Annotated in this window: 28 protein-coding genes and 1 tRNA gene; 15 read left to right on the top strand and 14 right to left on the bottom strand. The window is 53.8% G+C overall.

Annotation, left to right across the window (positions count from 1 at the left end; genetic code table 11):
• Positions 1-2: 2 nt before the first annotated feature.
• From pyrF to aroA, 7 genes are all read right to left on the bottom strand, one after another.
• Positions 3-722, bottom strand: coding sequence for an orotidine-5'-phosphate decarboxylase (pyrF, locus tag ACN0YD_RS02030; RefSeq protein ID WP_417316973.1), 720 nt, complete (start codon positions 720-722; stop codon positions 3-5).
• Positions 723-803: 81 nt separating this feature from the next.
• On the bottom strand, positions 804-1,121 hold the full coding sequence (locus tag ACN0YD_RS02035; protein ID WP_417316974.1) for a lipopolysaccharide assembly protein LapA domain-containing protein: 318 nt from the start codon (positions 1,119-1,121) through the stop codon (positions 804-806).
• 67 nt (positions 1,122-1,188) lie between these two features.
• Entirely contained in the window at positions 1,189-1,467 is a 279-nt protein-coding gene (gene ihfB, locus ACN0YD_RS02040; RefSeq protein ID WP_417316975.1) for an integration host factor subunit beta, read from the bottom strand.
• Positions 1,468-1,500: 33 nt separating this feature from the next.
• A complete protein-coding gene (gene sppA / locus ACN0YD_RS02045; protein ID WP_417316976.1) occupies positions 1,501-2,409 on the bottom strand; it encodes a signal peptide peptidase SppA in 909 nt (302 codons plus the stop codon).
• Between the two features lie 171 nt (positions 2,410-2,580).
• A complete protein-coding gene (rpsA, locus tag ACN0YD_RS02050) occupies positions 2,581-4,287 on the bottom strand; it encodes a 30S ribosomal protein S1 (RefSeq protein WP_417316977.1) in 1,707 nt (568 codons plus the stop codon).
• Positions 4,288-4,424: 137 nt separating this feature from the next.
• A complete protein-coding gene (cmk, locus tag ACN0YD_RS02055; protein WP_417316978.1) occupies positions 4,425-5,057 on the bottom strand; it encodes a (d)CMP kinase in 633 nt (210 codons plus the stop codon).
• The gene (gene aroA / locus ACN0YD_RS02060) at positions 5,054-6,391 is read right to left on the bottom strand and encodes a 3-phosphoshikimate 1-carboxyvinyltransferase (protein WP_417316979.1); all 1,338 of its coding nucleotides are present in this window, start codon (positions 6,389-6,391) and stop codon (positions 5,054-5,056) included. The genes cmk and aroA overlap by 4 nt, the downstream gene beginning before the upstream one ends.
• 205 nt (positions 6,392-6,596) lie before the next feature.
• On the opposite strand from aroA, the gene ACN0YD_RS02065 reads away from it, so the two are divergent.
• The 3 genes from ACN0YD_RS02065 to ACN0YD_RS02075 all read left to right on the top strand — a co-directional run bounded on the left by ACN0YD_RS02065 (position 6,597) and on the right by ACN0YD_RS02075 (position 9,869).
• Positions 6,597-6,956: an FYDLN acid domain-containing protein gene (locus ACN0YD_RS02065; protein WP_417316980.1), complete on the top strand. Its 360-nt coding sequence runs from the start codon at positions 6,597-6,599 to the stop codon at positions 6,954-6,956.
• Positions 6,957-7,043: 87 nt separating this feature from the next.
• Positions 7,044-7,119: transfer RNA gene (locus ACN0YD_RS02070), tRNA-Ala, on the top strand.
• 290 nt (positions 7,120-7,409) lie between these two features.
• Entirely contained in the window at positions 7,410-9,869 is a 2,460-nt protein-coding gene (locus ACN0YD_RS02075; RefSeq protein ID WP_417316981.1) for a TonB-dependent receptor, read from the top strand.
• An 88-nt stretch (positions 9,870-9,957) separates the two neighbouring features.
• On the opposite strand, the gene ACN0YD_RS02080 is transcribed toward ACN0YD_RS02075, so the two are convergent.
• The 3 genes from ACN0YD_RS02080 to hslV form a co-directional block, all read right to left on the bottom strand.
• Positions 9,958-12,030 carry a methyl-accepting chemotaxis protein gene (locus ACN0YD_RS02080; protein ID WP_417316982.1) on the bottom strand — a complete coding sequence of 691 codons (2,073 nt, stop codon included), beginning with the start codon at positions 12,028-12,030 and terminating at the stop codon, positions 9,958-9,960.
• A gap of 152 nt (positions 12,031-12,182) precedes the next feature.
• Entirely contained in the window at positions 12,183-13,493 is a 1,311-nt protein-coding gene (gene hslU / locus ACN0YD_RS02085) for an ATP-dependent protease ATPase subunit HslU (protein ID WP_417316983.1), read from the bottom strand.
• Positions 13,493-14,044, bottom strand: a complete 552-nt coding sequence (gene hslV, locus ACN0YD_RS02090; protein WP_417316984.1) for an ATP-dependent protease subunit HslV — start codon at positions 14,042-14,044, stop codon at positions 13,493-13,495. Before hslV ends, hslU begins: the two co-directional genes overlap by 1 nt.
• Before the next feature lie 245 nt (positions 14,045-14,289).
• Here hslV and hisB point away from each other — a divergent pair, with 245 nt between their 5' ends.
• From hisB to ACN0YD_RS02130, 8 genes are read left to right on the top strand one after another with little or no spacing between them, the layout of a single operon-like run.
• A complete protein-coding gene (gene hisB, locus ACN0YD_RS02095; protein WP_417316985.1) occupies positions 14,290-14,895 on the top strand; it encodes an imidazoleglycerol-phosphate dehydratase HisB in 606 nt (201 codons plus the stop codon).
• Positions 14,896-14,918: 23 nt separating this feature from the next.
• The gene (locus ACN0YD_RS02100; RefSeq protein WP_417316986.1) at positions 14,919-15,380 is read left to right on the top strand and encodes a DUF2628 domain-containing protein; all 462 of its coding nucleotides are present in this window, start codon (positions 14,919-14,921) and stop codon (positions 15,378-15,380) included.
• Entirely contained in the window at positions 15,377-16,030 is a 654-nt protein-coding gene (gene hisH, locus ACN0YD_RS02105; RefSeq protein ID WP_417316987.1) for an imidazole glycerol phosphate synthase subunit HisH, read from the top strand. The genes ACN0YD_RS02100 and hisH overlap by 4 nt, the downstream gene beginning before the upstream one ends.
• Before the next feature lie 20 nt (positions 16,031-16,050).
• Positions 16,051-16,596 (top strand): GNAT family N-acetyltransferase, encoded by a 546-nt coding sequence (locus tag ACN0YD_RS02110; protein ID WP_417316988.1) that lies wholly within the window; start codon positions 16,051-16,053, stop codon positions 16,594-16,596.
• A complete protein-coding gene (gene hisA / locus ACN0YD_RS02115) occupies positions 16,597-17,337 on the top strand; it encodes a 1-(5-phosphoribosyl)-5-[(5-phosphoribosylamino)methylideneamino]imidazole-4-carboxamide isomerase (protein ID WP_417316989.1) in 741 nt (246 codons plus the stop codon). It begins immediately after the preceding gene.
• On the top strand, positions 17,337-18,095 hold the full coding sequence (gene hisF / locus ACN0YD_RS02120; protein WP_417316990.1) for an imidazole glycerol phosphate synthase subunit HisF: 759 nt from the start codon (positions 17,337-17,339) through the stop codon (positions 18,093-18,095). Before hisA ends, hisF begins: the two co-directional genes overlap by 1 nt.
• A 6-nt stretch (positions 18,096-18,101) precedes the next feature.
• Positions 18,102-18,425, top strand: a complete 324-nt coding sequence (locus ACN0YD_RS02125; protein WP_417316991.1) for a phosphoribosyl-ATP diphosphatase — start codon at positions 18,102-18,104, stop codon at positions 18,423-18,425.
• Positions 18,426-18,448: 23 nt separating this feature from the next.
• On the top strand, positions 18,449-18,808 hold the full coding sequence (locus ACN0YD_RS02130; protein ID WP_417316992.1) for a histidine triad nucleotide-binding protein: 360 nt from the start codon (positions 18,449-18,451) through the stop codon (positions 18,806-18,808).
• Between the two features lie 100 nt (positions 18,809-18,908).
• On the opposite strand, the gene ACN0YD_RS02135 is transcribed toward ACN0YD_RS02130, so the two are convergent.
• Complete coding sequence (locus tag ACN0YD_RS02135; RefSeq protein WP_417316993.1) at positions 18,909-19,241, bottom strand: hypothetical protein; 333 nt, start codon at positions 19,239-19,241, stop codon at positions 18,909-18,911.
• Positions 19,242-19,575: 334 nt separating this feature from the next.
• On the opposite strand from ACN0YD_RS02135, the gene ACN0YD_RS02140 reads away from it, so the two are divergent.
• Entirely contained in the window at positions 19,576-20,058 is a 483-nt protein-coding gene (locus ACN0YD_RS02140) for a PAS domain-containing protein (RefSeq protein ID WP_417316994.1), read from the top strand.
• 2 nt (positions 20,059-20,060) lie between these two features.
• Here ACN0YD_RS02140 and ACN0YD_RS02145 read toward each other — a convergent pair whose 3' ends face one another.
• Together ACN0YD_RS02145 and ACN0YD_RS02150 are read right to left on the bottom strand one after the other, a co-directional pair.
• Positions 20,061-20,519: a hypothetical protein gene (locus ACN0YD_RS02145; protein WP_417316995.1), complete on the bottom strand. Its 459-nt coding sequence runs from the start codon at positions 20,517-20,519 to the stop codon at positions 20,061-20,063.
• Entirely contained in the window at positions 20,516-21,526 is a 1,011-nt protein-coding gene (locus ACN0YD_RS02150) for an adenosine kinase (protein WP_417316996.1), read from the bottom strand. Before ACN0YD_RS02150 ends, ACN0YD_RS02145 begins: the two co-directional genes overlap by 4 nt.
• Positions 21,527-21,692: 166 nt before the next feature.
• Between ACN0YD_RS02150 and ACN0YD_RS02155 the strand changes: the two genes are divergently transcribed.
• Together ACN0YD_RS02155 and ACN0YD_RS02160 are read left to right on the top strand one after the other, a co-directional pair.
• Positions 21,693-22,451: an EI24 domain-containing protein gene (locus tag ACN0YD_RS02155; protein ID WP_417316997.1), complete on the top strand. Its 759-nt coding sequence runs from the start codon at positions 21,693-21,695 to the stop codon at positions 22,449-22,451.
• Positions 22,448-22,984, top strand: a complete 537-nt coding sequence (locus ACN0YD_RS02160; protein WP_417316998.1) for a hypothetical protein — start codon at positions 22,448-22,450, stop codon at positions 22,982-22,984. Before ACN0YD_RS02155 ends, ACN0YD_RS02160 begins: the two co-directional genes overlap by 4 nt.
• Here ACN0YD_RS02160 and nth read toward each other — a convergent pair.
• Positions 22,917-23,558 carry an endonuclease III gene (gene nth / locus ACN0YD_RS02165; RefSeq protein WP_417316999.1) on the bottom strand — a complete coding sequence of 214 codons (642 nt, stop codon included), beginning with the start codon at positions 23,556-23,558 and terminating at the stop codon, positions 22,917-22,919. The two genes, ACN0YD_RS02160 and nth, sit on opposite strands and share 68 nt — an antisense overlap.
• Before the next feature lie 73 nt (positions 23,559-23,631).
• On the opposite strand from nth, the gene ACN0YD_RS02170 reads away from it, so the two are divergent.
• On the top strand, positions 23,632-24,141 hold the full coding sequence (locus ACN0YD_RS02170; protein ID WP_417317000.1) for a DUF2244 domain-containing protein: 510 nt from the start codon (positions 23,632-23,634) through the stop codon (positions 24,139-24,141).
• Positions 24,142-24,202: the final 61 nt, after the last annotated feature.

The following is a 24,202-nucleotide window of genomic DNA, read 5'->3' on the forward strand; positions in this document are numbered from 1 at the left end:
GATCAGGCCCCAAGATCTTGGGCGATGCCGCGGGCGGCGGCGACCGGGTCTTCAGCCTGGGTGATGGGGCGGCCGATAACAATATAGTCGGCCCCTTTGTCGACGGCCTGTTTCGGGGTCATGATGCGTTTCTGGTCCCCCGTGGCGCTGCCGGCCGGACGAATGCCGGGCACGACCAGTTTGAATTCCTGGCCGCAGGCTTCCTTGATCAGCTCGATTTCCAGGGGTGAACAGACCACGCCGTCAAGGCCACTGTCCTTTGCCAGCCGGGCGAGGCGGACAACCTGGTCGGAGAGGTTGTTCTGATAACCTACGGCTTCCAGATCACTTTCGTCCAGGCTGGTCAGGATGGTGACACCGACAATGATCGGCCGGGGGCAGCCGACAGTCTCGGCGGCCTCTGTAGCGGCTTTGGCGGCGGCAGCCATCATGGCCGGCCCACCTGCCGTATGGATTGTCATGATGGACGGACGGAGAGGCATCAGCGCATGGATCGCCTTGGCCACCGTATTGGGAATGTCATGCAGCTTCAGGTCCAGGAAGATGGGCATGCCGGTTTCGGCCACTTGACGGAACCCCTCAGGGCCGTGCGCACCGAAATATTCCAGGCCCAGCTTGACCCCGCCCACATGGGGGGCGAGGGCGCGTGCCAGGCTTGTCGCCTGTGAGACCTCGGTGGTATCGAGAGCGCAGAGAATGCGTTTACAGTCTTGCATGGTCATTCAGATATTCCGGTTTGCCTGTATTTTCCGACATGTAAGCCAGCCGGAACAGGTCCGAATGATGCTGTTCACTTTACTGGTCTACTGTTTGATTTCGGGGCTTTTTGTCTCACGAACCGGCCGGTTTGACAAGGATTTTAGCTCATTTTCCAGTTCCCGGATCTGTTTCTCCAGGCGCCGCCGGGTGCGGCGGTGACGAAAGGCGTTGCTGATGGCGACGATCCATCCTGCACCGAGACCGATAAATATGCCGAAGAAAACAAGCAGGAATCTGGGGATACCCTCCAGCACCCAGGGCAGGGGGTACAGGCTCAGGTCAACCGGTTCCTGGTTGGAAACGGCAATGATGACACAGAAGAGTGTGAACAGGGCAAAAGCCGCATAAATGAAATAACGCATGAATATATATTCACAAATGATAGCCGCCGGACAATCCGGCGGGCTGATCCTGACAGTTAATCCGCGCTCAGTCGTTCAGCTTTTCCCTGAGGTCCTTGCCGGTCTTGAAGTAAGGCACATGCTTTTCAGGGACGTGAACGGTTTCACCGGTGCGCGGATTACGTCCGGTGCGTTCCGGGCGATGCTTTACGGAAAAAGCCCCGAAACCTCTCAGTTCAACCCTGTTGCCTTCGGCCAGAGCGTTGGTGATTTCCTCAAAAATTGTATTGACGATGCGCTCCACATCACGCTGATAAAGGTGTGGGTTGGCTTCCACCAGTCTGTTTATGAGCTCCGACTTAATCATCGATTCTTCCCTATTGTTTGTATTATCCCACCGCTAGTAATTGTCAGGGTGCCAGACAGAAATCAGCCCGTCAAGGCTAAGTGCTTCATTAAAAGGCATTTTTCCCATAATAGAGTTAAAAAACTCTTCCAAAAGCAATTCTTTTCTACTTTTGTCCACATTAATGACCGGCAATTCGTGTGAAATACTGTGTTCTGCGGTCAACCAGCCCCTGGCTTCCTCCTGTCCACCGAGAGAATCGATCAGTCCGTTGGAAAGGGCCTGGCGTCCTGTATAGACCCGCCCGTCCGACAGATTCTTCACTTTTTCCATGTCCAGTTTGCGTCTGTCCGCCACCAGTCCGGTGAACCAGGCGTAGCTGTCATCAATCATTGACTGGAAAACCGCCCGGGCCTCTTCCTTCATGGGATGAACGCCGTCCGGGCTGCCTTTCAGTTTGCCGCTTTTGACCTGTTCGGTACCGATGCCGATTTTATCCATAAGGTCGCCGAAGTGACTATATTGCATGATCACACCAATGGAACCGGTGATGGTTGTCTCCCGGGCGAAAATATGATCCCCGGCCAATGCGGTGATATAGCCGCCGGAGGCTGCCAGCGATCCCATGGTGATGACAACAGGTTTTTTCTCCGCCACCTTGCGAATGGCGTAATAAAGCTGTTCGCTGGCCGTACTGCCGCCGCCGGGACTGTTGATATGTACGATCAGGGCCTTGGCGTAATCATCTTCGGCGATGGAGCGGATATTTTCGTCCCGCGCATTGTTTTCCATGATGATGCCGGAAATGGTGATCCGGGCCACATAGGGGCCGGGCACCGGTCCGGCCGGACTGATCATGGTCAGAAGAAACAGGACACCGAGAATGACAGCGGCAATGCGCCAGAAGGTTACTTTCTTGCGAAGCCGGCTGCGGTCAATGACCATCTCGAAATTATCACTCATGAAAAATCCCCGGTGATTGTATTGGTGATCTGCGGAACTTATGGCCGAGTTTAGTTTTTTTTGCCTTCCGCTGTCCAGAACTTGTTGTGTGGCACAGGTTATTTGCCGGCCAAAGAAAAACCCGCTCCGAAGAGGGAGCGGGTTTTCCGGATGTTTTTTGCGGAAAAAGACTTATTTGTCTTCTTCTTTTCCTTCGGCCAGGGCTGCGCCCAGGATGTCGCCGAGGCTTGCGCCGCTGTCGGAAGAACCGTACTGGGCCACAGCTTCTTTTTCCTCGGAAATTTCAAGCTGCTTGATGCTCAGGCCGATCTTGCGGGTTTTCTTGTCCATGCTGGTCACCAGCGCGTCGACTTTGTCACCGACAGAGAAGCGTTCCGGACGTTGCTCGGAACGGTCGCGGCTCAGGTCTGAGCGGCGGATGAAGGCGTCCATGGCCTGATCGTCTTCACCAACGGCGACTTCAAGGCCGTTCTCGGTGACTTTGGTGACGGTACAGGTTACGGTGCTGCCCTTTCTCAGGGTGCTGGAGGCCATCGGGTCACCACCAAGCTGTTTGACGCCCAGGGAGATGCGCTCCTTGTCCACATCAATGTCAAGCACAACCGCCTTGACCACATCGCCTTTTTTGTATTCGGCAATGGCGTCTTCACCGGATTTGCTCCAGTCCAGGTCGGACATGTGAACCATGCCGTCCACATCGCCTTCCAGACCGACAAACAGACCGAATTCGGTGATGTTCTTGATTTCACCTTCGATTTCGGTGCCAACCGGATGAGTTGCGGCAAAGGTTGTCCACGGGTTGTCCATGCACTGTTTCAGACCCAGGCTGATGCGGCGTTTTTCAGGTTCGATTTCCAGAACCATAACTTCCACTTCCTGGCTGGTGGACACGATTTTACCCGGGTGAACGTTTTTCTTGACCCAGCTCATTTCGGAAACATGGACCAGACCCTCGATACCGTCTTCCAGCTCAACAAAGGCACCATAATCGGTGATGTTGGTGATCCGTCCTGTCAGTTTGGAACCGACCGGATATTTGGCCTCAATGGTGGACCACGGATCTTCCTGCAGCTGTTTCATGCCGAGGGAGATACGCTGTGTTTCCGGGTTCAGGCGAATGATCTGTACCTTGATGGTATCGCCGATGTTGAGAACCTCGGAGGGGTGGTTGATACGCTTCCAGCTGATGTCGGTGACATGCAGCAGACCATCGATACCGCCCAGATCCACAAAGGCACCGTAATCGGTGATGTTCTTGACAACACCTTCGACCACATTGCCTTCGCTCAGGCCCTCGATCAGCTCGGCGCGCTGTTCGGCGCGTGTTTCTTCCAGGATGGCCCTGCGGGAGACAACGATGTTGCCACGCTTGCGGTCCATTTTCAGGATCTGGAAGGGCTGTTCGATGTTCATCAGCGGAGTGACGTCACGGATCGGGCGGATGTCCACCTGGCTGCCGGGCAGGAAGGCCACGGCGCCGTTCAGGTCAACAGTAAAGCCGCCTTTCACGCGACCGAAGATAACGCCTTTGACGCGTTCTTCTGCCTCGTAGGATTTCTCCAACTGAACCCAGGCTTCTTCGCGGCGCGCTTTTTCACGGCTTAGCTGAGCTTCGCCGCGAGCGTTTTCGACGCGGTCAACGAAAACTTCAACAGTGTCGCCGACGCTAAGTTCCGGGGCTTGTCCGGGCAGGGCAAATTCTTTAAGGGGGACGCGGCCTTCTGCTTTCAGGCCGATGTCTACAATTGCTGCTTCCTTATCAAGTGCGATGATGGTGCCGGTGACGACTTTGCCATCAAAGCGCTGGGATTCTCCGAGAGTTTCGTCAAGAAGCGCGGCGAAATCCTCTGTGGTTGGTACTGCTTGTTCAGCGGTCATTAAGTGTCCTTCTTTCAAATTTTGTCTTTTCCGGCCTGCCGGTTGTCTCCGACGGTCTTGGAAATCGTTCATTACAAATACACCCCGGTCTTTCATCTTTCGACCGGCGTGCGATTCTGGTTCAAAAATGGCGGAAATCAGCCGTTTATAAGCTTGAGCGCCTTTTGGAACACGGCCTCTATATCCGAATTTGATGTATCAAGCAAGTCTGCGTTTTCTGCAGGTTTCAAAGGGGCGGTGCTGCGGTTCATATCCCGGTCGTCCCTTTCACGGAGTTCCGCGAGGATTTTTTCATAGTCTGCAGTGCTTCCATTCTCGCCAAAAAGCTCCAGAAACCTACGTTTTGCACGGGTTTCCACATTTGCGGTAATGAATATCTTGTGGTCCGCGCCGGGGCAAATCACCGTACCAATATCGCGTCCGTCAAGTACGGCGCCGGCCTTTCCGCCGGGAGGATTTGCTGCAAAACCCCTTTGATAATCAAGCAGAATCCGCCGTACTTCCGGGATTGCGGCCACTTTCGATGCGGCAGCCCCGGTTGATTCGGTACGCAATTCCGGGTCGGTCAGGTCCATTTCGCCGACTTTTTGCGCGGCGGCAACGGCGTCGGCCTCATCCTCCGGATTGCCGCCGGACCGAAGCGTTATCAGACCCACGGCCCGATACAGGGCACCGGTGTCGAGATGGGCATAGTCAAAATGAGCGGCCAGTTTGCGCGCAAGGGTGCCCTTGCCGGAAGCGGCGGGGCCGTCGATGGCGATAATGGTCATTGCTTTTCTTCTCCGTCCGCTTGGATGCTGGCGCCAAGGCCGTTCATCAGGGACCTGAATATGGGAAAGCTGGTTTCGATCACCGAGCCGTCGTCCACAGTGACCGGCTTCTCGCTCTGCATGCCCAATGTGAGAAAAGACATGGCAATACGGTGGTCCAGGTGGGTTTCCACCAGGGCGCCGCCTTTCGGCTTGTCGCCGTTGCCGGTGACGGCCATGCCGTCGTCAAATTCCTCTACCTCAATGCCGCAGGCGCGCAGTCCTTTGACCATGATGGAAATGCGGTCGCTTTCCTTGACCCGCAGTTCTTCGGCGCCGCGCATCACTGTGGTGCCTTCGGCAAAGGCCGCAGCGATACAGAGAACCGGATATTCGTCGATCATGGAAGGCGCGCGGCCCTCTGGAACGGTGATGGCTTTCAGGGTGCTGTGGCGAACCCTGAGGTCGGCAACCGGTTCGCCGCACTCTTCCCGTTCGTTCAGGAGGTCGATCCTTGCGCCCATTTCTATCAGGGTGGTGAACAGACCGGTCCGGTCCGGATTCAGGCCCACATTGTTGATGGTGATGTCGGATCCGGGTGTGATCAGGGCGGCCACCAGCGGAAAGGCCGCGGAGGAGGGGTCGCCCGGCACAACCAGGTTTCTGGCGGTCAGTTCCGGCTGGCCGGTGACGGTAATGAGCCGGCCACCGTTCTGCGGTGTCGTAGTGGTTTCCACCCCAAAAAAGCTGAACATGCGCTCCGTATGATCACGGGTCGGCTTCTTTTCCAAAATGGTGGTGATCCCCGGGGTGTTCAATGCGGCAAGCATAATAGCCGATTTCACCTGGGCGGAGGCCACAGGCACATCGTAACTTATGGGTAGAGGGCTTCCGGTTCCCCTGACGGTCATGGGCAGGGTGCCGTTTTCCGATCCGTGAAATTCGGCGCCGAACTGTTCCAGAGGCACAGTGACCCGTTTCATGGGGCGGGAGGACAGGGAGGCATCGCCGATGAATGTGCTGCTGAAGGGGTAAGTGGAAACAAGGCCCATCAACAGACGGGCACCGGTTCCGGAATTGCCCATGTCCAGGGCACCGGCCGGTTCATGAAGACCGCCGACGCCGACGCCGTGCACATGCCAGCATCCTTCGTCGTCCCGGTAAATATCTGCACCAAGCGCCCGCATGGCGGCGGCGGTATTCAGAACATCCTCGCCTTCCAGTAGACCACGTATTACTGTTTCGCCAACGGCCATGCTGCCCATGATCAGGGCGCGATGGGAAATGGACTTGTCTCCGGGCACCGTCACGGTTCCGGACATTTTCTGGGCAACAGAGGAAATCAACTGATTCATAATATTTTATATAATGGCTCTTATGGTGGCGTTTTGCGGCTGAGATAACATATTTTCAGCTTAATCGCCTAGACATTATCATTATTTATTGCAGAAAAATGCAAAAGGCTTCTTTTATGTTCATATTAAGCTTTGACACATGGAAATTATCATGGCAAAGGAAGGCTTTTCTGAAACGTAATGTTACAGGTTATGGAGAAGAAGATTGGCTAAACCTGAATGGGGTACCAAACGTCAGTGCCCGAAGTGCGGAACACGCTTTTATGATCTGGGAAATGATGACCCTATCATGTGCATCAGCTGCGATCAAAAGTTCAAGCCGGAGATCATCCTGAAGAGTAAACAGCATGCCCTGGAGATTCTGCCCAGTGCGTCTACTTCTGATGACAGCAAAGAAGACGACGATGAAGATGTGCTGCTGGATGACGAGGACCTGCTGACTGATGACGAGGATGTGGATGTTGATCTCGACGAGGACGACAATACCACTATCCTGTCGGATGAGGACGATACCAATGTCACCGATGTCGTGGATGCCCCTGTGAAAAAGGGCGGCGACGACTAAGTGAACTTTTTTTGATATTGTTCTTGATTCTCTGCGTCAGGATGAATATTTATTGCCTGCCTGTGATTCAGGAGTTGTTTTGGATACGGGGCTATAGCTCAGCTGGGAGAGCGCTACAATGGCATTGTAGAGGTCAGCGGTTCGATCCCGCTTAGCTCCACCAAAGCAAGATAACAAAAAGCCCGATGGTTCCGCCATCGGGCTTTTTGTTTGTCTGTCCCTAAAATCTACGTCCTGAATTCCTCAATCAATGCAAAGGGTTGCATGATTTTCTCTAATGTAACTTATGGCAATTCTTTTGGAAATAAAAAGTATTGTATTTCAGTAGGATAGATTGTAAGTTATAGTAGTTCTTAATAGGGAAAGAGCATTTAGTACAAAAAAGTAAAAAAGTAATCCGGATGAATAAATCCGGGCACAGAATCTTGCAATCAAATAAAATGGGAGGCTTTCATGAAAAGCAAATCACTCTTGCTGCTGAGCACAGGGCTGTTCAGCGTGGCAATATCGCCTGTTCTGGCGGAAACAGCTCTTGAAGAAATCGTCGTTACAGCCCAGAAAAGGGAAGAATCTCTGCAGGAGGTTCCAATCGCCATGCAGGCTTTTACCGGTGACCAGCTCCAGAAGATGGGGGTAAAGAAGGCCAAGGATGTGGTCAAGCTTGCCCCTAACCTGAATATTTCCGGGCAGAACCCGGCTAACCAGCAAATAAACATTCGCGGTGTCGGTACCAATTCCTTCTTCGGCAGCGCTTCAGGGTCTGTAGGCATCTATATGGACGAGGTGACCATCAGTTCACCCTATATGACCGCTCTTGGTCTTTATGACATGGAACGGGTCGAGGTTCTGCGCGGTCCCCAGAATTCCCTGTTTGGCCGGAATACCACCGGTGGGGCGGTGAACTATATCTCCAGAATGCCGGAAGTGGGCGGCGAGGTTGAAGGCTATTTTGACCTGGGTTATGGCCGTTTCAATGAAATCGAGATCGAAGGCGCCGTGTCCATTCCGCTTGGAGATACCCTGGCCTTACGGGTCGCCGGTAAATCCTATAATCGTGATGGCATCTGGCATGATGTATTCGCCGACGAGGATTTCGGGGATAAAGACCGGAAATCCCTGCGCGGCACCCTGCAGTGGGAGCCAACCGACCGGACCAGCGTGACTGCCAACATCCACTGGGCCAGGGAGGACAGCGAATTTGATGGCTATCGTTATGTCGGCACCCGTGGCACTGTGGCTGATGGTGCTGCCGTGGATGGCGCCTTTGTCGGTCCAGCGCCGCTGGCAGGGACCCAGATAGATTATGAGAACGGGATTTATAATACGGTGAACGCCCAGGCTGTGGATTCATCTTTCCCCAACTGGAATGATACGTCGCGTACGGGGTCCAATATTCACAAGGTGGATACCACCGGAGCCTATCTCAAAATCTCCCATGACTTCGACTCCATGACCCTGACCTCCATCACGGCCTATGACGAAAGCACGACCAAATTTACCGTGGATGCCAGCGGTGCGGGTAATGTGAACGGTCAGGCGAACCTGGTGATCGATCAGGACCAGGATTTCGAACAGTTCAGTCAGGAAATCCGGCTGGCGTCACCGTCCGACCAGGACTTCCGCTGGATTGTCGGCATGTTCTATTTCAATGAAGATTCGGAACTCAGCCAGAACATCCGCTTTGGTCAGGCTAATGTGCTTTCTTCGCCGGTACCCTCTACTGATCCGGATGTGGCGGCTGGTCCGCCGATCCTAGCCGGTGGTTCCTTTGGTCTGTGGGCACTGTCACAGGGCCTGACGTCAGGTTATCCGGAAGCGGGTTATAACAATTCGCTGGCTTTCAGTATTGCCACCATGGAAAACCAGGTCTGGTCGCCTTACCTGCATACGGAGTATGACTTCACCGATGACCTGACCCTGACGGTCGGTCTGCGCTATACCAGCGACAAGAAGAAAATGCCGTCCTATTACGTCGGTATTCTTGATACCACAGGTCATGCCCTTGAAACCTTCTGGAGCAACGAATATATCCGTGCAGAAGCTGCTGCCCAGGCGCCGGGTGACTGTACGGATAATGGCCGTCGTTGTGCCGAGGACACGGTCGGTGACGATATTGATACCGAAGAGTGGGGCGGCAAGATCGGCCTGGATTATCACGTCAATGAGGACTTCCTGCTTTATGCCAGTTACTCCCGCGGTTTCCGTTCCGGCTCCTACGATATTGAGTTCCTGCACGGGATCCATACCGGTTTCCTGCGTCAGGATCTGAGCGAGGAAACCCTGGATGCCTTCGAGGTGGGCTTCAAGTCAAACCTGATGGAAAACAGCATGCAGTTCAACATGTCAGTCTTCTATTATGCCTGGCATGACCTGCAGACCTTCTATGTGAATCCCGCTTCCGGTCCGGAGTTCGTCAATGTGCCCAAGTCTGAAATCATGGGTATTGAAGCAGAGCTGAAATGGGTTCCGGCAGAAACATGGTATGTCTCAGCCGGTGCAGGTTTTCAGGACAGCAAAATCCTCGAAGCCAGCCCGACACCGGTGGACGAGGAAGACCATGAGCTGCCGTTTGCGGCCAGCACGTCCTTCAACCTGCTGGTCTCCAAGGATTTCTATATCGGGGAGAATATCCTGAATGTGCAGGCAACCTGGGCCTATCGCAGCTCACCGAAAACGACCCTGAATACGGCTGACCTGATTGATGAGCTTGGTTCCATGTCGGAGCTGGGTGTCCGGGCCAGCTATACCTTTGGTGACGAGCAGCAATATTCAATCACGGCTTACGGGGAAAACCTGACCGCAGATAAATATTGCTACTTCAAGTTTGATCTGGGTGTCATCAACGGAAGTACCTATTGTGTTCCCAACGAAGGGGTCGCTACCTATGGCCTCCGGGGCAAGGTCAACTTCTGATAAACATACCTTATGAATCTGAAGGAGCCCGCCAATGGCGGGCTCTTTTTTATCGTGCGGGGTTCTGCTGCAATGAAATAACCGCCGCTTATACCGCTCGTATTTCCTGCAGGAAATGTTCAACATCGCCTTTGATGTGGCCGGTCGTCTTGTCCATGGATTCAGAGGCGTTTTTGATATTCCCGGCAACTTCCTTGGTTTCTGTGACGGCGCTGGACACCTGGGTAATCCCTTTGGAGACATTCTGCATCCCCTGGGCCGCAAAGGAAACTGAACGGTTAATTTCCTGGGTGGTGCTGCTCTGTTCCTCCATGGCGGAAGAAATGGTCAGCATGATTTCACTAAGCTTGGAAACAGAATCCTGAATGCCATTAATTGCCGAAACAGCTAGGTTTGTGGCGTTCTGCATGTCCTTGATCTGGTGAGAAATATCCTCGGTGGCCTTGCTGGTATCCGTCGCCAGGGATTTCACTTCATTGGCAACCACAGCAAAGCCTTTCCCGGCTTCACCCGCGCGGGCGGACTCGATGGTTGCATTCAGTGCAAGCAGGTTGGTCTGATTGGCAATGTCATTGATAAGCTGGATGACATCACCAATTTTCTGGGAACTCCCCAAGAGGTTTTCGACGGCTTGACCACCCTGTTTGAGGGCATCTTCTGAATCGCGGGTAATGGTGTTCGCCAGCGATACCTGTTGATTAATCTCCTTGATGGATACGGAGAATTCCTCAACAGCTGCCGCGACAAGCTGAACATTGGAATTGGTCTCGCCGGATGATTCAGAAACAATTGCGGCTTCGTCATTCATACTATTCGAAGTTGTGAAAAGCTGGCCTGATGTCGTTCTCATGGTGTCTGACGATTCTGAAAGCTGTGTCAGAGCTTCACGGATCTGGTCATCGAAAGAGCTGATCAGTGATTCTATTTTTCTTGTACGTTCCTCGCGAATGCGGGATTCTTTTTCTGTTCGCTCGGCTTCTTCCCTAAGCTGTTGAGCTTCCATTTCCTGTTGTTTGGATAAAAGTTGCGCGGCTTCTTCCGCTTTGCGGCCGGCTTCTTTTTCGAAGGTGATTTTGTCCAGCGCTGCAATCTTCAGCTCATTCAGGGCTTGGGAAATCACTCCCACCCCGTCCTTGCGGTCAAGTCCGGTTACTTCCGTATGATAGTCGCCTGCGGCAATTCTCCTGACTGTTTCAATCAGGCTGGCCAGGGGAACGGCAATGCTCCGGGCCATAATGGAGGAAGACAGAGCGGCAATAAGAAGTATGACCATGGAAAGACCGACAATGATCATGGTGCCGTTACTCCGGGTGTGTTCCATATCAAGATTGGCCGCCTGGAACCTTTTCTCGGAAATAGTCATTAATTCTGCCAGAAGAGGTTCCATGGCCTCATAGGTTTTTTCCAGTTCGATGGTCTGCTCTTTCCTGGCAAGGGATTTGTCTGAATAGGCCTTGAACAGGGAATAATAGGTTTGAAGTTTGGCCTGGATGTCCGTTTTGGTATCCGGGGAATAATTTTTACCGGCAAGACTTTTCTGGAAGCTTGTATATTGCTTTTCCATGTCCTTCACGAAAGCCGGATCCAGTTGCAGCCGGAAGTCCCGTTCGTCCCTTTGCATCAGGAGCTTGAGCTTGATCAGGTCGGCATTGCTGGCCAGATTATCAAGGGTTGTTTCCACGTCCAGCGCGGCGCTTAGAAGACGCCCTTCCAGGCCTGACCGGTTGTCCAGGCCCAGCTCCTTTTGCAGATCGATAATCTGCTCAAAAATATCCTGGTTCTTCTTGGCGAGAGCTGAAAGGTTCTGAATGACCCTGATGAGTCTGTTGTCTGTGGAATCACTGCCCAGTTTATGCAGTTTTTCCAGCAACTTTTCTTCATGTTCCCGAAATTCGCTCAGGAATAGGATGTCCCGGGTAATCAGGAAGTCCTTTTCAGCCCGTCTCATCTGAAGGGCGGTTTCCTCGATATGGGAAATGTCGGATATTACCCTCGTACTTTTCATATAGGCATCTTCATGTGCCTTTAAGTAGTCAAAGGTGACAAGGGACGTGGCCGAAAGCAGAATGATGCCGAGGATTGCTATCGCCCCGAGACCATAAATCCGATAGGAAATGCTGATATTTTTCAGAAAAGTTCCGTCTAAGATATTAGAAAACATGTATTAAACCCAAGCTTGTATAAGATTCCGACTAATAAATCGAAAGTATTTCAGCGTTGGGTTAATAAAGTCTTTCTAATGTATACTAAAATTAGAAAAAACTAATTCCCGCCATCGGAGGATAGCGGGAAAGTAGTTCAATTCTAACGATATTAAAGGATAAACTTGGTCAGGTCGGAACGTTCGGTCAGGTCGCCGATATGTTCGTCCACATAGGCCGCATCGACGACCACTTCTGCTCCCGCCCTGTCGGTTGCTTCGAAGCTGATATCGTCGAGGATACGTTCCAGCACCGTGTGCAGGCGCCGGGCGCCGATATTTTCCACCGTTTCGTTGACCTCGGCAGAAATACGGGCAATGGCGTCAATACCATCGTCTGTAAAAGTCAGGGTTACCTCTTCGGTGCTCAGCAAGGCTATGTACTGCTTGATCAGGCTATAATCCGGCTCCACAAGAATATGGCGGAAGTCGGCTTCGGTCAGGGCGCTGAGTTCGACCCGGATCGGCAGGCGTCCCTGCAGTTCGGGCAGCAGGTCTGACGGTTTCGCCAGACTGAAGGCGCCCGAGGCAATGAACAGGATGTGGTCGGTCTTGACCTGGCCGTGTTTGGTGGCCACCGTGCAGCCCTCAATCAGCGGCAGCAGGTCCCGCTGTACGCCTTCCCGGCTTACTTCACCGCCGCGCCTGTCCTGTCCGCCGGCGATTTTGTCGATTTCGTCAAGAAAAACAATGCCGCTCTGTTCCACCCGGTCCAGAGCTTCGCGGACGATGGCTTCTTCGTCCAGCAGCTTGTCGCCTTCGTCGGACAGGAGGGCCTCGGATGCTTCCCCGACCGTCATTTTCTTTTTAACGGTACGGGCGCCAAAGGCTTTGCCCATGATGTCATTGAGGTTGAGCATGCCCATGCTGGCGCCGGGCATGCCGGGAATGTCGATGGTTGGCATCTGGCTCGAGGCATTGTCCGAGACTTCCACCTCGATTTCCTTGTCGTCAAGCTGGCCTTCCCGTAGCATCTTGCGGAATTTCTGTCGCGTCTCGGCGCTGGCGGTTTCTCCCACCAGGGCGTCCAGAATTCTTTCCTCGGTGCTCAGTTCCGCTTTGGCAGTGACTTTCTTGCGGTTCTCGTCGCGCACCATGCCGATGGAAAGCTCCACCAGGTCACGAACGATCTGCTCTACGTCCCGGCCCACATATCCCACCTCGGTGAATTTTGTGGCTTCAACTTTTACAAAAGGGGCATTGGCCAGTTTGGCCAGCCGTCGGGAAATTTCCGTCTTGCCGACACCGGTGGGGCCGATCATCAGGATATTTTTGGGAAGAACCTCTTCCCGCATGTCCTCGTCAAGTTGCTGACGACGCCAGCGATTGCGCAGGGCGATGGCAACAGCGCGTTTAGCATCCTTCTGGCCGATGATATAGCGATCAAGTTCCGAGACGATTTCACGGGGAGAAAAAGATGACATTATTTTGCTTCCAGTACTTCGACAGTCAGGTTGTTATTGGTGTAGACGCAGATATCGGCGGCAATCCCCATGGCCTTGCGGGCGATTTCCTCCGCATCCAGGTCCTGGTCGATCAGGGCCCGTGCGGCGCTGAGCGCATAGTTGCCGCCTGATCCGATGGCCAGAATGCCGTCGGGAGTCTCCAGCACATCGCCGTTTCCAGTCAGGACCAGACTGACTTCCGCATCGACCACGATCATCATGGCTTCAAGTCGCCTGAGATAACGGTCCGTCCGCCAGTCCTTGGCCATTTCCACACAGGCGCGGGTGAGCTGGCCGTTAAAACGTTCCAGCTTTTCCTCAAGTCTTTCAAACAGAGCGAAGGCGTCAGCGGTAGAGCCGGCAAATCCGGCAATGACGCTGCCGTCGCCAAGGGGGCGAACCTTGCGGGCGTTGCCCTTGATGACCGTGTCTCCGAGCGAGACCTGCCCGTCGCCGGCGATGACCACTTTGTTACCCTTGCGGATGCTGAGAATGGTTGTACCGCGCCAGCTTCTCTGTTCTTCCGTCATTCCGTTATCCTGTGTTTTCCTGAATTATGATCTCACATTTGGGCAATTGGGGCCCCATGGTCAAGGGTGAAGACGAAAATATCAGGTAAATCGGCCCATAAACCGCATAAAATACGTTCTGCGCACTGGCGCTTTGGGGCCCCGGCTGCTATATGTTTCGCGATTTTGTCTGTTACTGCCACAGATTAATGTATTATAGCCACCTGAAAGGCCCGTCAAAAGGGTCGAGTATTAAGGAGAACCCCATGCGTAAAGCCAGTATGGAGCGTAAGACGAAAGAGACTGAAATCTCTGTTTCGGTCAACCTGGACGGCACAGGCGTCTATGACGTGGAAACCGGGATCGGATTTCTGGATCATATGATGGAGCAGCTGTCCCGGCACAGCCTGATCGACATTACAATCCGGGCCAAGGGCGATCTTCATATTGATTATCACCACACGACAGAGGACGTGGGGATCATTCTGGGCCAGACTGTCGGCAAGGCGTTGGGGGATCTAAAGGGCATTACCCGCTATGGCAATGCCATCATCCCCATGGATGAAACCTGTACCCGGGTGTCCCTGGATGTCTCAGGTCGTCCTTTCCTGGTCTGGAAGGTGGACTTCAGCCGTGACAAGCTTGGGGAAATGGATACTGAACTGTTTCTTGAATGGTTCCGCGCCTTTGCCTTTGGCGCCGGCCTCACCCTGCATGTGGAAAATATGTATGGGGAAAACAACCACCACATCATTGAGTCCAGCTACAAGGCGCTGGCCCGGGCCCTGCGCCAGGCCATTGAGATCGATCCGCGCAAGTCCGATGCCATTCCCTCCACCAAGGGGGTGCTTGGTGACAAGGTGGATATCTGATTCCGTAACAGACGAGTAGGGAAATGAGCTATAAAACCTTCACCGCGTATGTGCGCCCCTCCACAGACCCCGGGGAAAACGGTATCGATCTTGTGGTCGTTCCGGATGAATTTTCCTTTGGTGCTATGATTTTCGGTCCTGTTTGGGCGCTTTTCCATCAGATGTGGGTGGTTGCGGGGCTGCTGGGTATTGCCTATGTCCTGCTTCTCTTTGTGCTGGAGTTTCAGGGGGCCGGACTGCTTTTCCTGGGGCTGGCGCTGCTTACCGGCTTCGAGGGACTGAACTGGAAAGGCTGGTCCCTGGAGAAGAAAGGTTATATCGCTACCGGCATAGTCGGGGGCGATGACGAACATACGGCCTTGAGGCGCTTTTTCCATTTGCTGGCAGCGGGAGATATTTCCCTGCCCCGTTTCGGGCCGAAGGACACTGTGGCTACAGTGCATGCACCTGCCGCTGCCGGATACGCAGGACAGCCGGAAAAATGAAAACAGTCATTATCGATTACGGTTCCGGCAATCTGAGATCGGCGGAAAAAGCGACCGAGCGTGTGGCATCGGAACTTGGCCTGAGCACAGAAATCCGGGTCAGTGCCCTGGCCGAAGACGTATTGACGGCAGACAGGGTGATCCTGCCTGGCGTCGGAGCATTTGGCGACTGTATGCGGGGACTTACCGCCCTGCCGGGGATGCGGGAGGCACTTGAGGAAACGGTGATCGGCAAGGGCCGCCCGTTTCTCGGAATTTGCGTTGGTATGCAGTTGATGGCGACAGAAGGCCATGAGCACGGCACATGCCGGGGGCTTGGCTGGCTTGACGGGACTGTGGAGCCTATTCAGGTTCCCTCCGACAGTGGACTGAAAATTCCTCATATGGGCTGGAATGAACTCTATTTTTCAGAACGGGCGGGCAATCATCCGGTCTTGGCCGGTCTCAGCAACAGGGATCATGCCTATTTTGTGCACAGCTATTATTTCCGTCCCGCAAATCCCGAGATGGTTATGGCCTCGGTCGATTATGGTGGGCCGGTGACGGCCATTGTCGGGCGTGATAATATGATCGGGACACAGTTTCATCCGGAAAAAAGCCAGGCGGTGGGGCTCCGCCTTCTGGGCAATTTTCTGGGGTGGGCCCCCTGACAAGGTTGCGGAGATCTGATATGGCTGACGACGATTCCGGTAAAAACGCTCCCTCCATGGAAATCGAGGTGGTGACCATGCTCGAGGGCGTCGCCCTGTCGCAGCTGTGCGTGGTGACCCGGGAGGCCATCGAAGACGGTATCGGGTTCGGCTGGCTGAATCAGCCGCCGCAAAAGACCCTGGAGAATTATTGGAAGGGTGTCATGCTGATGCCCGACCGGACCCTGTTTGTGGCCCGGCTTGACGGTCAGGTGTGCGGCGCCTGCCAGCTGGTCAGGCCGCCAACCAGCAACGAGGCCGGTGCTTTCTCGGCGGAAATTGTAAATTTCTTTCTTGCACCCTGGGCCAGGGGATTTGATCTGGCCAAAAAAATGCTGAAAGAGGTAGAGGATGATGCCCGCCGGCAGGGATTCAGGTCTCTCAACAGTAACATGCGGGCGGACCAGCAGGCCGCCATCGCCATTTGTGAATGGCTCGGCATGAAAAAATGGGGCATCAAGGAACGCTACGCCATGATCAACGGCAAGTTTGTACCGGGGTACTATTATACGAAGGATATTGATTAGATGATTTTGTTTCCAGCCATTGATCTGAAGGACGGAAATTGTGTCCGGCTCTACAAGGGGGAAATGGACCAGGCCACCGTTTTTAACGATAACCCGGCTGACCAGGCCCGCAAGTTTCAGGAGACAGGCTGCGAATGGCTGCATCTTGTGGACCTGAACGGGGCTTTTGAAGGCAAGCCGGTGAACGGCGCGGCTGTGGACGCAATTCTCGCCGCCGTGGATATTCCGGTGCAGCTGGGTGGCGGTATCCGCGATATGGCGACAATCCAATACTGGCTGGACAGGGGCATTCGCCGGGTGATCCTGGGGACGGTGGCCTTGCGCAATCCGGAAATGGTGATTGAGGCCTCGCGGGAGTTTTCCGGTCATATCGTGGTCGGTATTGATGCCCGGGACGGCCGGGTCGCTGTGGAAGGCTGGGCAGAAACCTCCGAGATGACCGCTGTTGATCTGGGCCGCAAGTTTGAAGATGCCGGTGTGGCCGCCATCGTCTATACGGATATAGATCGGGACGGCACCATGCAGGGGCTGAATGTGGAAGGCACCATTGATCTGGCCAATGCCTTGAATATCCCGGTGATCGCTTCCGGGGGGGTGGCCAGCATGGACGATCTTCGCGTATTGAAAGAGGCCGCTGACAAGGCCACCGGCACCATTGAAGGAGCGATATCCGGCCGGGCGCTTTATGATGGCCGGCTTGACCCGGTAGAGGCGCTCGCCTTTCTCAGGGGAGAGGCATAATGCTGAAGGCCCGTGTTATCCCCTGTCTCGATGTGAAAGATGGTCGTGTGGTCAAGGGGGTGAATTTCGTCGATCTGCGCGATGCGGGTGATCCGGTGGAGCAGGCCCGCCTCTATGACAGGGCCGGTGCCGATGAGCTGTGTTTTCTCGATATTACCGCCTCAAGCGATAATCGCGGTATTATCCTGGACGTGGTGCGCAGGACCGCGGAACAGTGTTTCATGCCGCTGACCGTCGGCGGTGGGGTCAGGACCGAGGAAGATGTCCGCAACCTGCTTCTTGCCGGGGCCGACAAGGTTTCTGTCATGACGGCGGCGGTAAAAAGGCCGGAGCTGGTGCGGGAACTGGCGGAAAAATTCGGCAGTCAGTGTATCGTCGTCGCCATCGATGCCAAGCAGACGGGGCCGGACAAATATGAGGTTTTTACCCATGGCGGTCGTGAGCCGACAGGGATTGATGCGGTGGAATATGCCAAAAAGGTGGCTGAATATGGGGCCGGAGAGATACTGCTGACCAGTATGGACCGGGACGGTACCAAACAGGGCTTTAATATTGATCTGACCCGCGCGATTGCCGATGCGGTCACCATTCCGGTGATTGCCTCCGGCGGGGTCGGCAATCTGGACCATCTGGTGGAAGGTATAAGGGACGGGCATGCCACGGCGGTGCTGGCCGCTTCCATTTTTCATTTTGGCGAATATACTATCGGGGAAGCCAAGGAATATATGGAAAAGGCCGGCATTCCGGTAAGACGCTAGGGGAAGATGATGAAAAATACGGAAGTGCTGGAACGTCTGGCAGCTCTGTTGAAGGAACGCAAAAGTGTTGCGCCTGAAAACAGTTATGTGGGCTCATTGTATCGCAAGGGGCGCCGCAAGATTGCCCAGAAAGTGGGTGAGGAGGCGGTGGAAACGGCCATTGCTGCCGTTGACGGCAGTCATGACGAGGTGATTGCTGAATCTGCCGACCTGATTTTCCATCTGATGGTGTTGTGGGCGGATATGGATATCCGGCCCGAGGAGGTCTATGCCGAACTTGCCCGCCGGGAAGGTATTTCAGGCATTGAAGAGAAGAAATCACGGGGCTGACAGCCCGGGAAAGGGAAATTGAAATGGCGTATGATCCGGAAAATATTTTTGCGAAAATCCTGCGCGGGGAACTCCCCTGCAACAAGGTCTATGAAGATGAATACAGCCTGGCATTCCATGATATCAATCCTCAGGCCCCGGTCCATGTGCTTGTGATCCCCAAGGGCGACTATGTGAGCATGGATGATTTTACCGCCAAGGCCCCCGCGGAACTGATCACAGGTTTTTTCCAGGCCGTGGGAAAGGTGGCGCGTCAGTTGGAACTGGACGAGCCGGGATACCGCATTCTCGCCAACATCGGCACGCACGGGCATCAGGAAGTGCCGCATTTGCATATTCACATCTTTGGGGGAAGACCTCTGGGACCAATGCTTGCGGGATAGGCTGTCGCAGTCGCATTACAGGCACTATACAGAAAAAAAGCAGCCCCGAGGGAGCTGCTTTTTTGTAATTCCAAACCCTGATTTTACTGGTAAGCTGTTTTTAGCTTTCAGACTGCTCGTTAAATTCACGAATGGCAGCGTTCAGCTTTTTGGCAGCTTTCACTTCAGTGGCATTGGCAAAGGCCAGCTTGGTTTCGATGGCACTTTTGTGGGCATAGGTGCTGATGGAATCCAGAAGACATTTCTTGTATGCCTCATTGGCAGGCTGGAATTCGTTACGAAACTTTTCAACCATATCAATCAGCTGCTCAGAGCCGGAAATATAGGCGTCGGGAAGCACGGGGGCTTCCGGTTTGACACATTTTGCTGCCAGCGCAGGGGTGGCAATCAGTGTAGCAAGGCAGATACCTGTAAGTACAAAATTCTTCTTCATGTCGAGGCTCCTTAAATTCTAAAAACGTCCAGGGGCCTCCCTATAGTTTTTTTGGCCGCATTGTTGCAACGCAATAAACCTATAAAAAATAGCATTCCCCGAGAAGACGTAAATTTTGCAAGGCAGCTATGTGCTGAGCTAATGGCTGGTGAATATTTTGTAAACTGGGGATGTCACTATTTCCGCTCTATATCATTTGAAACTTATGTAACAAGTTGATTTTTCTGCAAAATATTCCTTGTGTGGTCCATTTTTTTATCTAAACTTTCAGTTATGTGTAATCACAAGTAATGCGTGAAGACACATTGGGGTTTAGTTGCAGTTGGGTAAAAGAATGTTCAATACAGATGTGGGGTTGGAGGATATTCCCGTAGAACCTCTGCGGGAATTATATGAATACTGGAACAGAATTCGCGGCACCCGCATGATGCCTGCCCGGATAGATATCCAGCCCGCCGAACTTGCCTCCATTCTGCCCCTGCTGGTATTGGTCGATGTCGAACAGAACCCGGAACGCTTTAAAATCAGGCTCATGGGCACTGAAACGGTAAAAGTCATGGGGGAGGACCTGACGGGCCAATATCTGGAAACCCTGCATGATCATGAGAAGCTTACACAACACATGCTGTGGCTTGTGGAAAGCCATAAGCCCTATCTTTCCTGTGATACCATGAGCTGGAAGAATAAAAACTATCTGAGCTATTACGCCCTGGCCCTGCCCCTGTCCGACAACGACAGGGATGTCAACATGATCCTCTTCGGCTTTCACTATTTCTTCAATACCGGAGTGGGCGAGGCCCGCACCCAGGCGGAATAACGTTACCGGGATGTATCGTCGTCACCGGTAGGGGTATCCGCATCCGGTGCCGTTCCGGTACCGGTTGTTGCGGTTGTCCCGCTTTCCGTATCGCCTGACACATCCTCCCCGGCGGCCTCCCGGGCCTTGAAGTCCCGGATCGCCTGGTTTAACAATCCGGCCAGACGTTCCTCGATCTGGTAGGCGGCATCATGACGGGCCGTCCATTCTTCGGTCTGTTCGGATGTGGCAAGGTCACCGACGGCAATCTGTTCATTCTTGATACAGTTCTGGAAACTTCTTACTTCGGGCTGGAACGTACTCTTGAAGACGTGAATGACTTCAAGAAGATGGTCGCGGCTCACCGTTTTTCCATCCGGAATAACGGGGCGCTTCGGGAACTCGCATTCGGCATGCCCTGCCTGTGCAAGGCCGGTGGCCAGCAACAGGGACAGGAAAATGACTCTGGTACCAGACTTCATGATTTATCCTCTTCGCTTGTGTCCATATTCTGAGCCAGAAACGCCTTCAGGTCAATATCCGGCCGGGCGCCCAGATGGCTGATCACCTCGCTGGCGATAAGATTTCCCATGCTGCCGCAAGTGGCAAGGTCCTTGCCGGATACATGGCCATGCAGGAAACCGGCGGCAAACAGATCGCCGGCACCCGTGGTGTCCACCAGATTGCTGACGTGCCTGCCGCTGACCTCGATGGTTTCGCCATTGACAGTAACAATACAGCCTGCGGCGCCCCGGGTGATGGCGGCGATCTCGCAATGCTCCTTGACGGCTTCAAGCGCGCTGTTCAGATCACGGGTATCAAACAGCATCAGGAGCTCTTCCTCGTTGGCGAACAGGATGTCTATATCCTCTCTGGTCAGGGACAGGAATTCTTCCCTGTGGCGATCCACACAGAATGGGTCCGACAGGCTGAGCGATGTTTTTTGTCCCGCTTCGTGAGCAATGGCAATGGCCTTGCGGAAGGCTTTCTTGGCTTCTTCCGGGTCCCACAGGTAGCCTTCCAGATAGGTAATAGAGGCATTTCTGACGGTCTCTTCATCGATATCTTTTTCCGTCAGGTTGACGCAGGCCCCCAGATAGGTGCACATGGTCCGTTCCGCATCGGGGGTTACCAGCACCTGGCACAGTGCCGTTGCCGGGCCTTCCACTGCGTTGGGGGTGGGAAAATGCGCTCCGAGCGCGGTAATGTCGTGGCGGAAAATCCGGCCCAGCTGATCGTCGCGGACCTTGCCGATAAAGGCTGTTTTACTGCCCAGGGAGGCAAGACCCGCCACCGTGTTTGCGGCTGATCCGCCAGAGCATTCAATGGCCTGGCCCAGTGTGGCGTATAGCTTGGCGGCGTCTGCCTCGTCAAATAGCTGCATGCTGCCTTTGGCAAGCTTGCGCTCTGCCAGAAAACTGTCCTCCACATGGGTGAGGATATCCACAATGGCATTGCCGATGCCAACCACGTCATATTTCTGTGTCATATAAAACTCCTGCAGGTGCGCCGAGTATAGATATCTCGGAAGGGGGCGCAAGTTCATTGTTACCGGCCTGGATTTCGGTGCGGGGGGAAATCAGTCTTGCCTTTTTCTGAAAAATCCCCATATTTCTGGAGAGGGTATTTAGGGGCAAAGAAGGAAGAGCAAACAAGTGAACCATCTGGTGACCTCCATTGAACGGACCCTTGCACAGATTTTCGATCCTGCATTTCTACGTGTTTTCATTCTGGGGATGATATCCACTCTTGTGGCGCTGGCCGTGGCTTTTTTTCTTGCCGGGGCGCTGAAGGGGCAGATTCCCTACCTTGATTTTGACTGGGGATGGCTCCAGGCTTTGTTTGATGTGGCGTTCGGTTTTGTCCTGGCCTGGCTTGCCGCCCTGTTCTTTGTACCCATCTCCACCATATTCGTCTCCATCTTTCTGGATGATGTGGTCGATGCAGTGGAAAACAAATATTATCCGTCACACCGGGCCGGAAAGCGGCTGGGCCTCTGGCATCTCTGTTATCTGGCCCTCCGGCTATCCTTTTATATCATTCTCCTCAATATCCTGGCTGTGCCGTTTTACATCATCTTTTTCTGGACCGGCATTGGTCCGCTGATTATCTTTTACCTGCTGAACGGCTATCTTCTGGGCTGGGGGTACTATGAGATGGTGGCGGTGCGTCACTTGGGAGTAAAGGAAGCCGGTGATCACCGGAAATCCATTCGTGGGTATGTTCTGTTTGCAGGGCTCGGGATCACGATTCTGTTTACCATACCCATTGTCAATCTGGCAGCACCCATCCTGGCGGCAGCGATCATGTGCCACGTCTTTCATCTCACTGTACGCGACCGGCAGGCAAATGGACATATGTTTGCGCAGGAATATGGCCGCGGCGGCGAAGAACGGGAACTGAACGACATATGAAGAAAAATATTCTACTGGCGCTCACTGTGTTGCTGATATCCGGATGTGGCGGAGCCGGGGGTAATCCACCGGTCACAGATGTCTCGCAGGCTGAAGCAACAGCAACGCCGGAAACGGCGACGAAAGAGGCTGCCATGCCTGAGCCTGAACCCCTGTTCAGGGTGGAAAATATCATCGGCCTGTCGCCGCAAACCGTGGAGGAAATTCTGGGACCGGCGGAAATCGCGCGCCGGGAAAAGGACGCCAGGGTCTGGATGTACAAGAACGCCGACTGCGTCATTCATCTGTATTTTTATGAAAATGAGCTTGGCGATATGACCCTGGACTATGTGGACAGTCTGGCGGCGGACCTGACAGCGCCCAATCCGACCGTTTCGGCCGATGCCTGCCTTGACAGTTTCGTCAAGGACGACGGGGCAACGCCGGCGCTTTCATCCGGGGCGGAAACACCGGATGAAGAAGCTGTCAGTCATCAAGAACCGTCTTTGCCTTATAGCGACACAGATCCTCAACCGGGCACACCGGACAATTAGGTTTCCGGGCCTTGCAGATATAGCGCCCGTGCAGGATCAGCCAGTGATGGGCATGCAGCGCAAATTCTTTCGGGATGATCTTTTCCAGCTTTTTTTCCACGGCCAGCGGGGTTTTACCCGGAGCAAGACCGGTGCGGTTGCACACCCGGAACAGATGGGTATCCACGGCAATTGTCGGCTGTCCAAAGGCAATGTTGAGGACTACGTTGGCGGTTTTGCGTCCCACACCGGGCAGCTTTTCCAGTTCTTCGCGTTCCTGGGGGACAACGCCATCATATTCATCCACCAGAAGCCGGGCCGCCTTGATCACATTGGCGGCCTTTGAATTATAGAGGCCGATGGTTTTGATATGCTCTTTCAACCCCTCTTCCCCCAGCTCAAGCATGTCCTGAGGGGTGGAAATGATCTTGAACAGGTCCTTTGTGGCCTTGTTGACCCCCACATCGGTGGACTGGGCGGACAGGGCGACGGCCACTAGCAGGGTATAGGGATTGGTGTAGTTCAGTTCCCCCTTCGGCTCCGGATCCCTTTCCTGCAGGCGGGAGAAAAACTCGTAGACATCCTGTTTTTTCATTGTTTCTAGGTCCTTTTTCCGGCCGGATATTAACGGGCTTGGTTGCACAAGGGAAGGGGGCTATACTGGAATAATGCAGGAAAGTACTGACAAAATCTGGTTTGACGCCACACTCTATCCGCATCGGTCGTTAAGTCCCAGGGGATTTGTGATCCTCATGACGCTTATCTGCCTGGTCAGTTTTGCAATCGGTCTGGTTTTTTACCTGCGCGGCGCCTGGCCCATTTTTGGCTTCATGGGGCTGGACGTCCTGCTGATCTATGCCGCCTTCAAACTCAATTACCGGTCAGGCAGACTGGTAGAGACAATCTCTCTGGTTGGTGATGAACTGATTATCCGGCGCATTGATCACAAGGGGGAAGAACAAGCCTGGTCTTTCAATCCCTATTGGGTTCAGGTGGCTCTGGAATACCGGAAAAAGGATCCGAAGGCCTGGCGCCAGCGTCACTTGCTGATTTCCTCTCATGGGCAGGGGCTGTTCGTGGGCGAATTTCTGACCGAGGAAGAGCGTGAGGAAGTAAACCAGGACCTGGCGGGTGCGTTGTGGCGGTATAAAAGCAGTGAACCTCCTGCCGCCATCTGAACACATCCGGTATTTCATAATAGTTCAACAAAACTCCATTACATGAAAACAGAAATTTATC

The organism is Emcibacter sp. (genome assembly GCF_048269205.1).
Lineage (GTDB): Bacteria > Pseudomonadota > Alphaproteobacteria > Sphingomonadales > Emcibacteraceae > Emcibacter.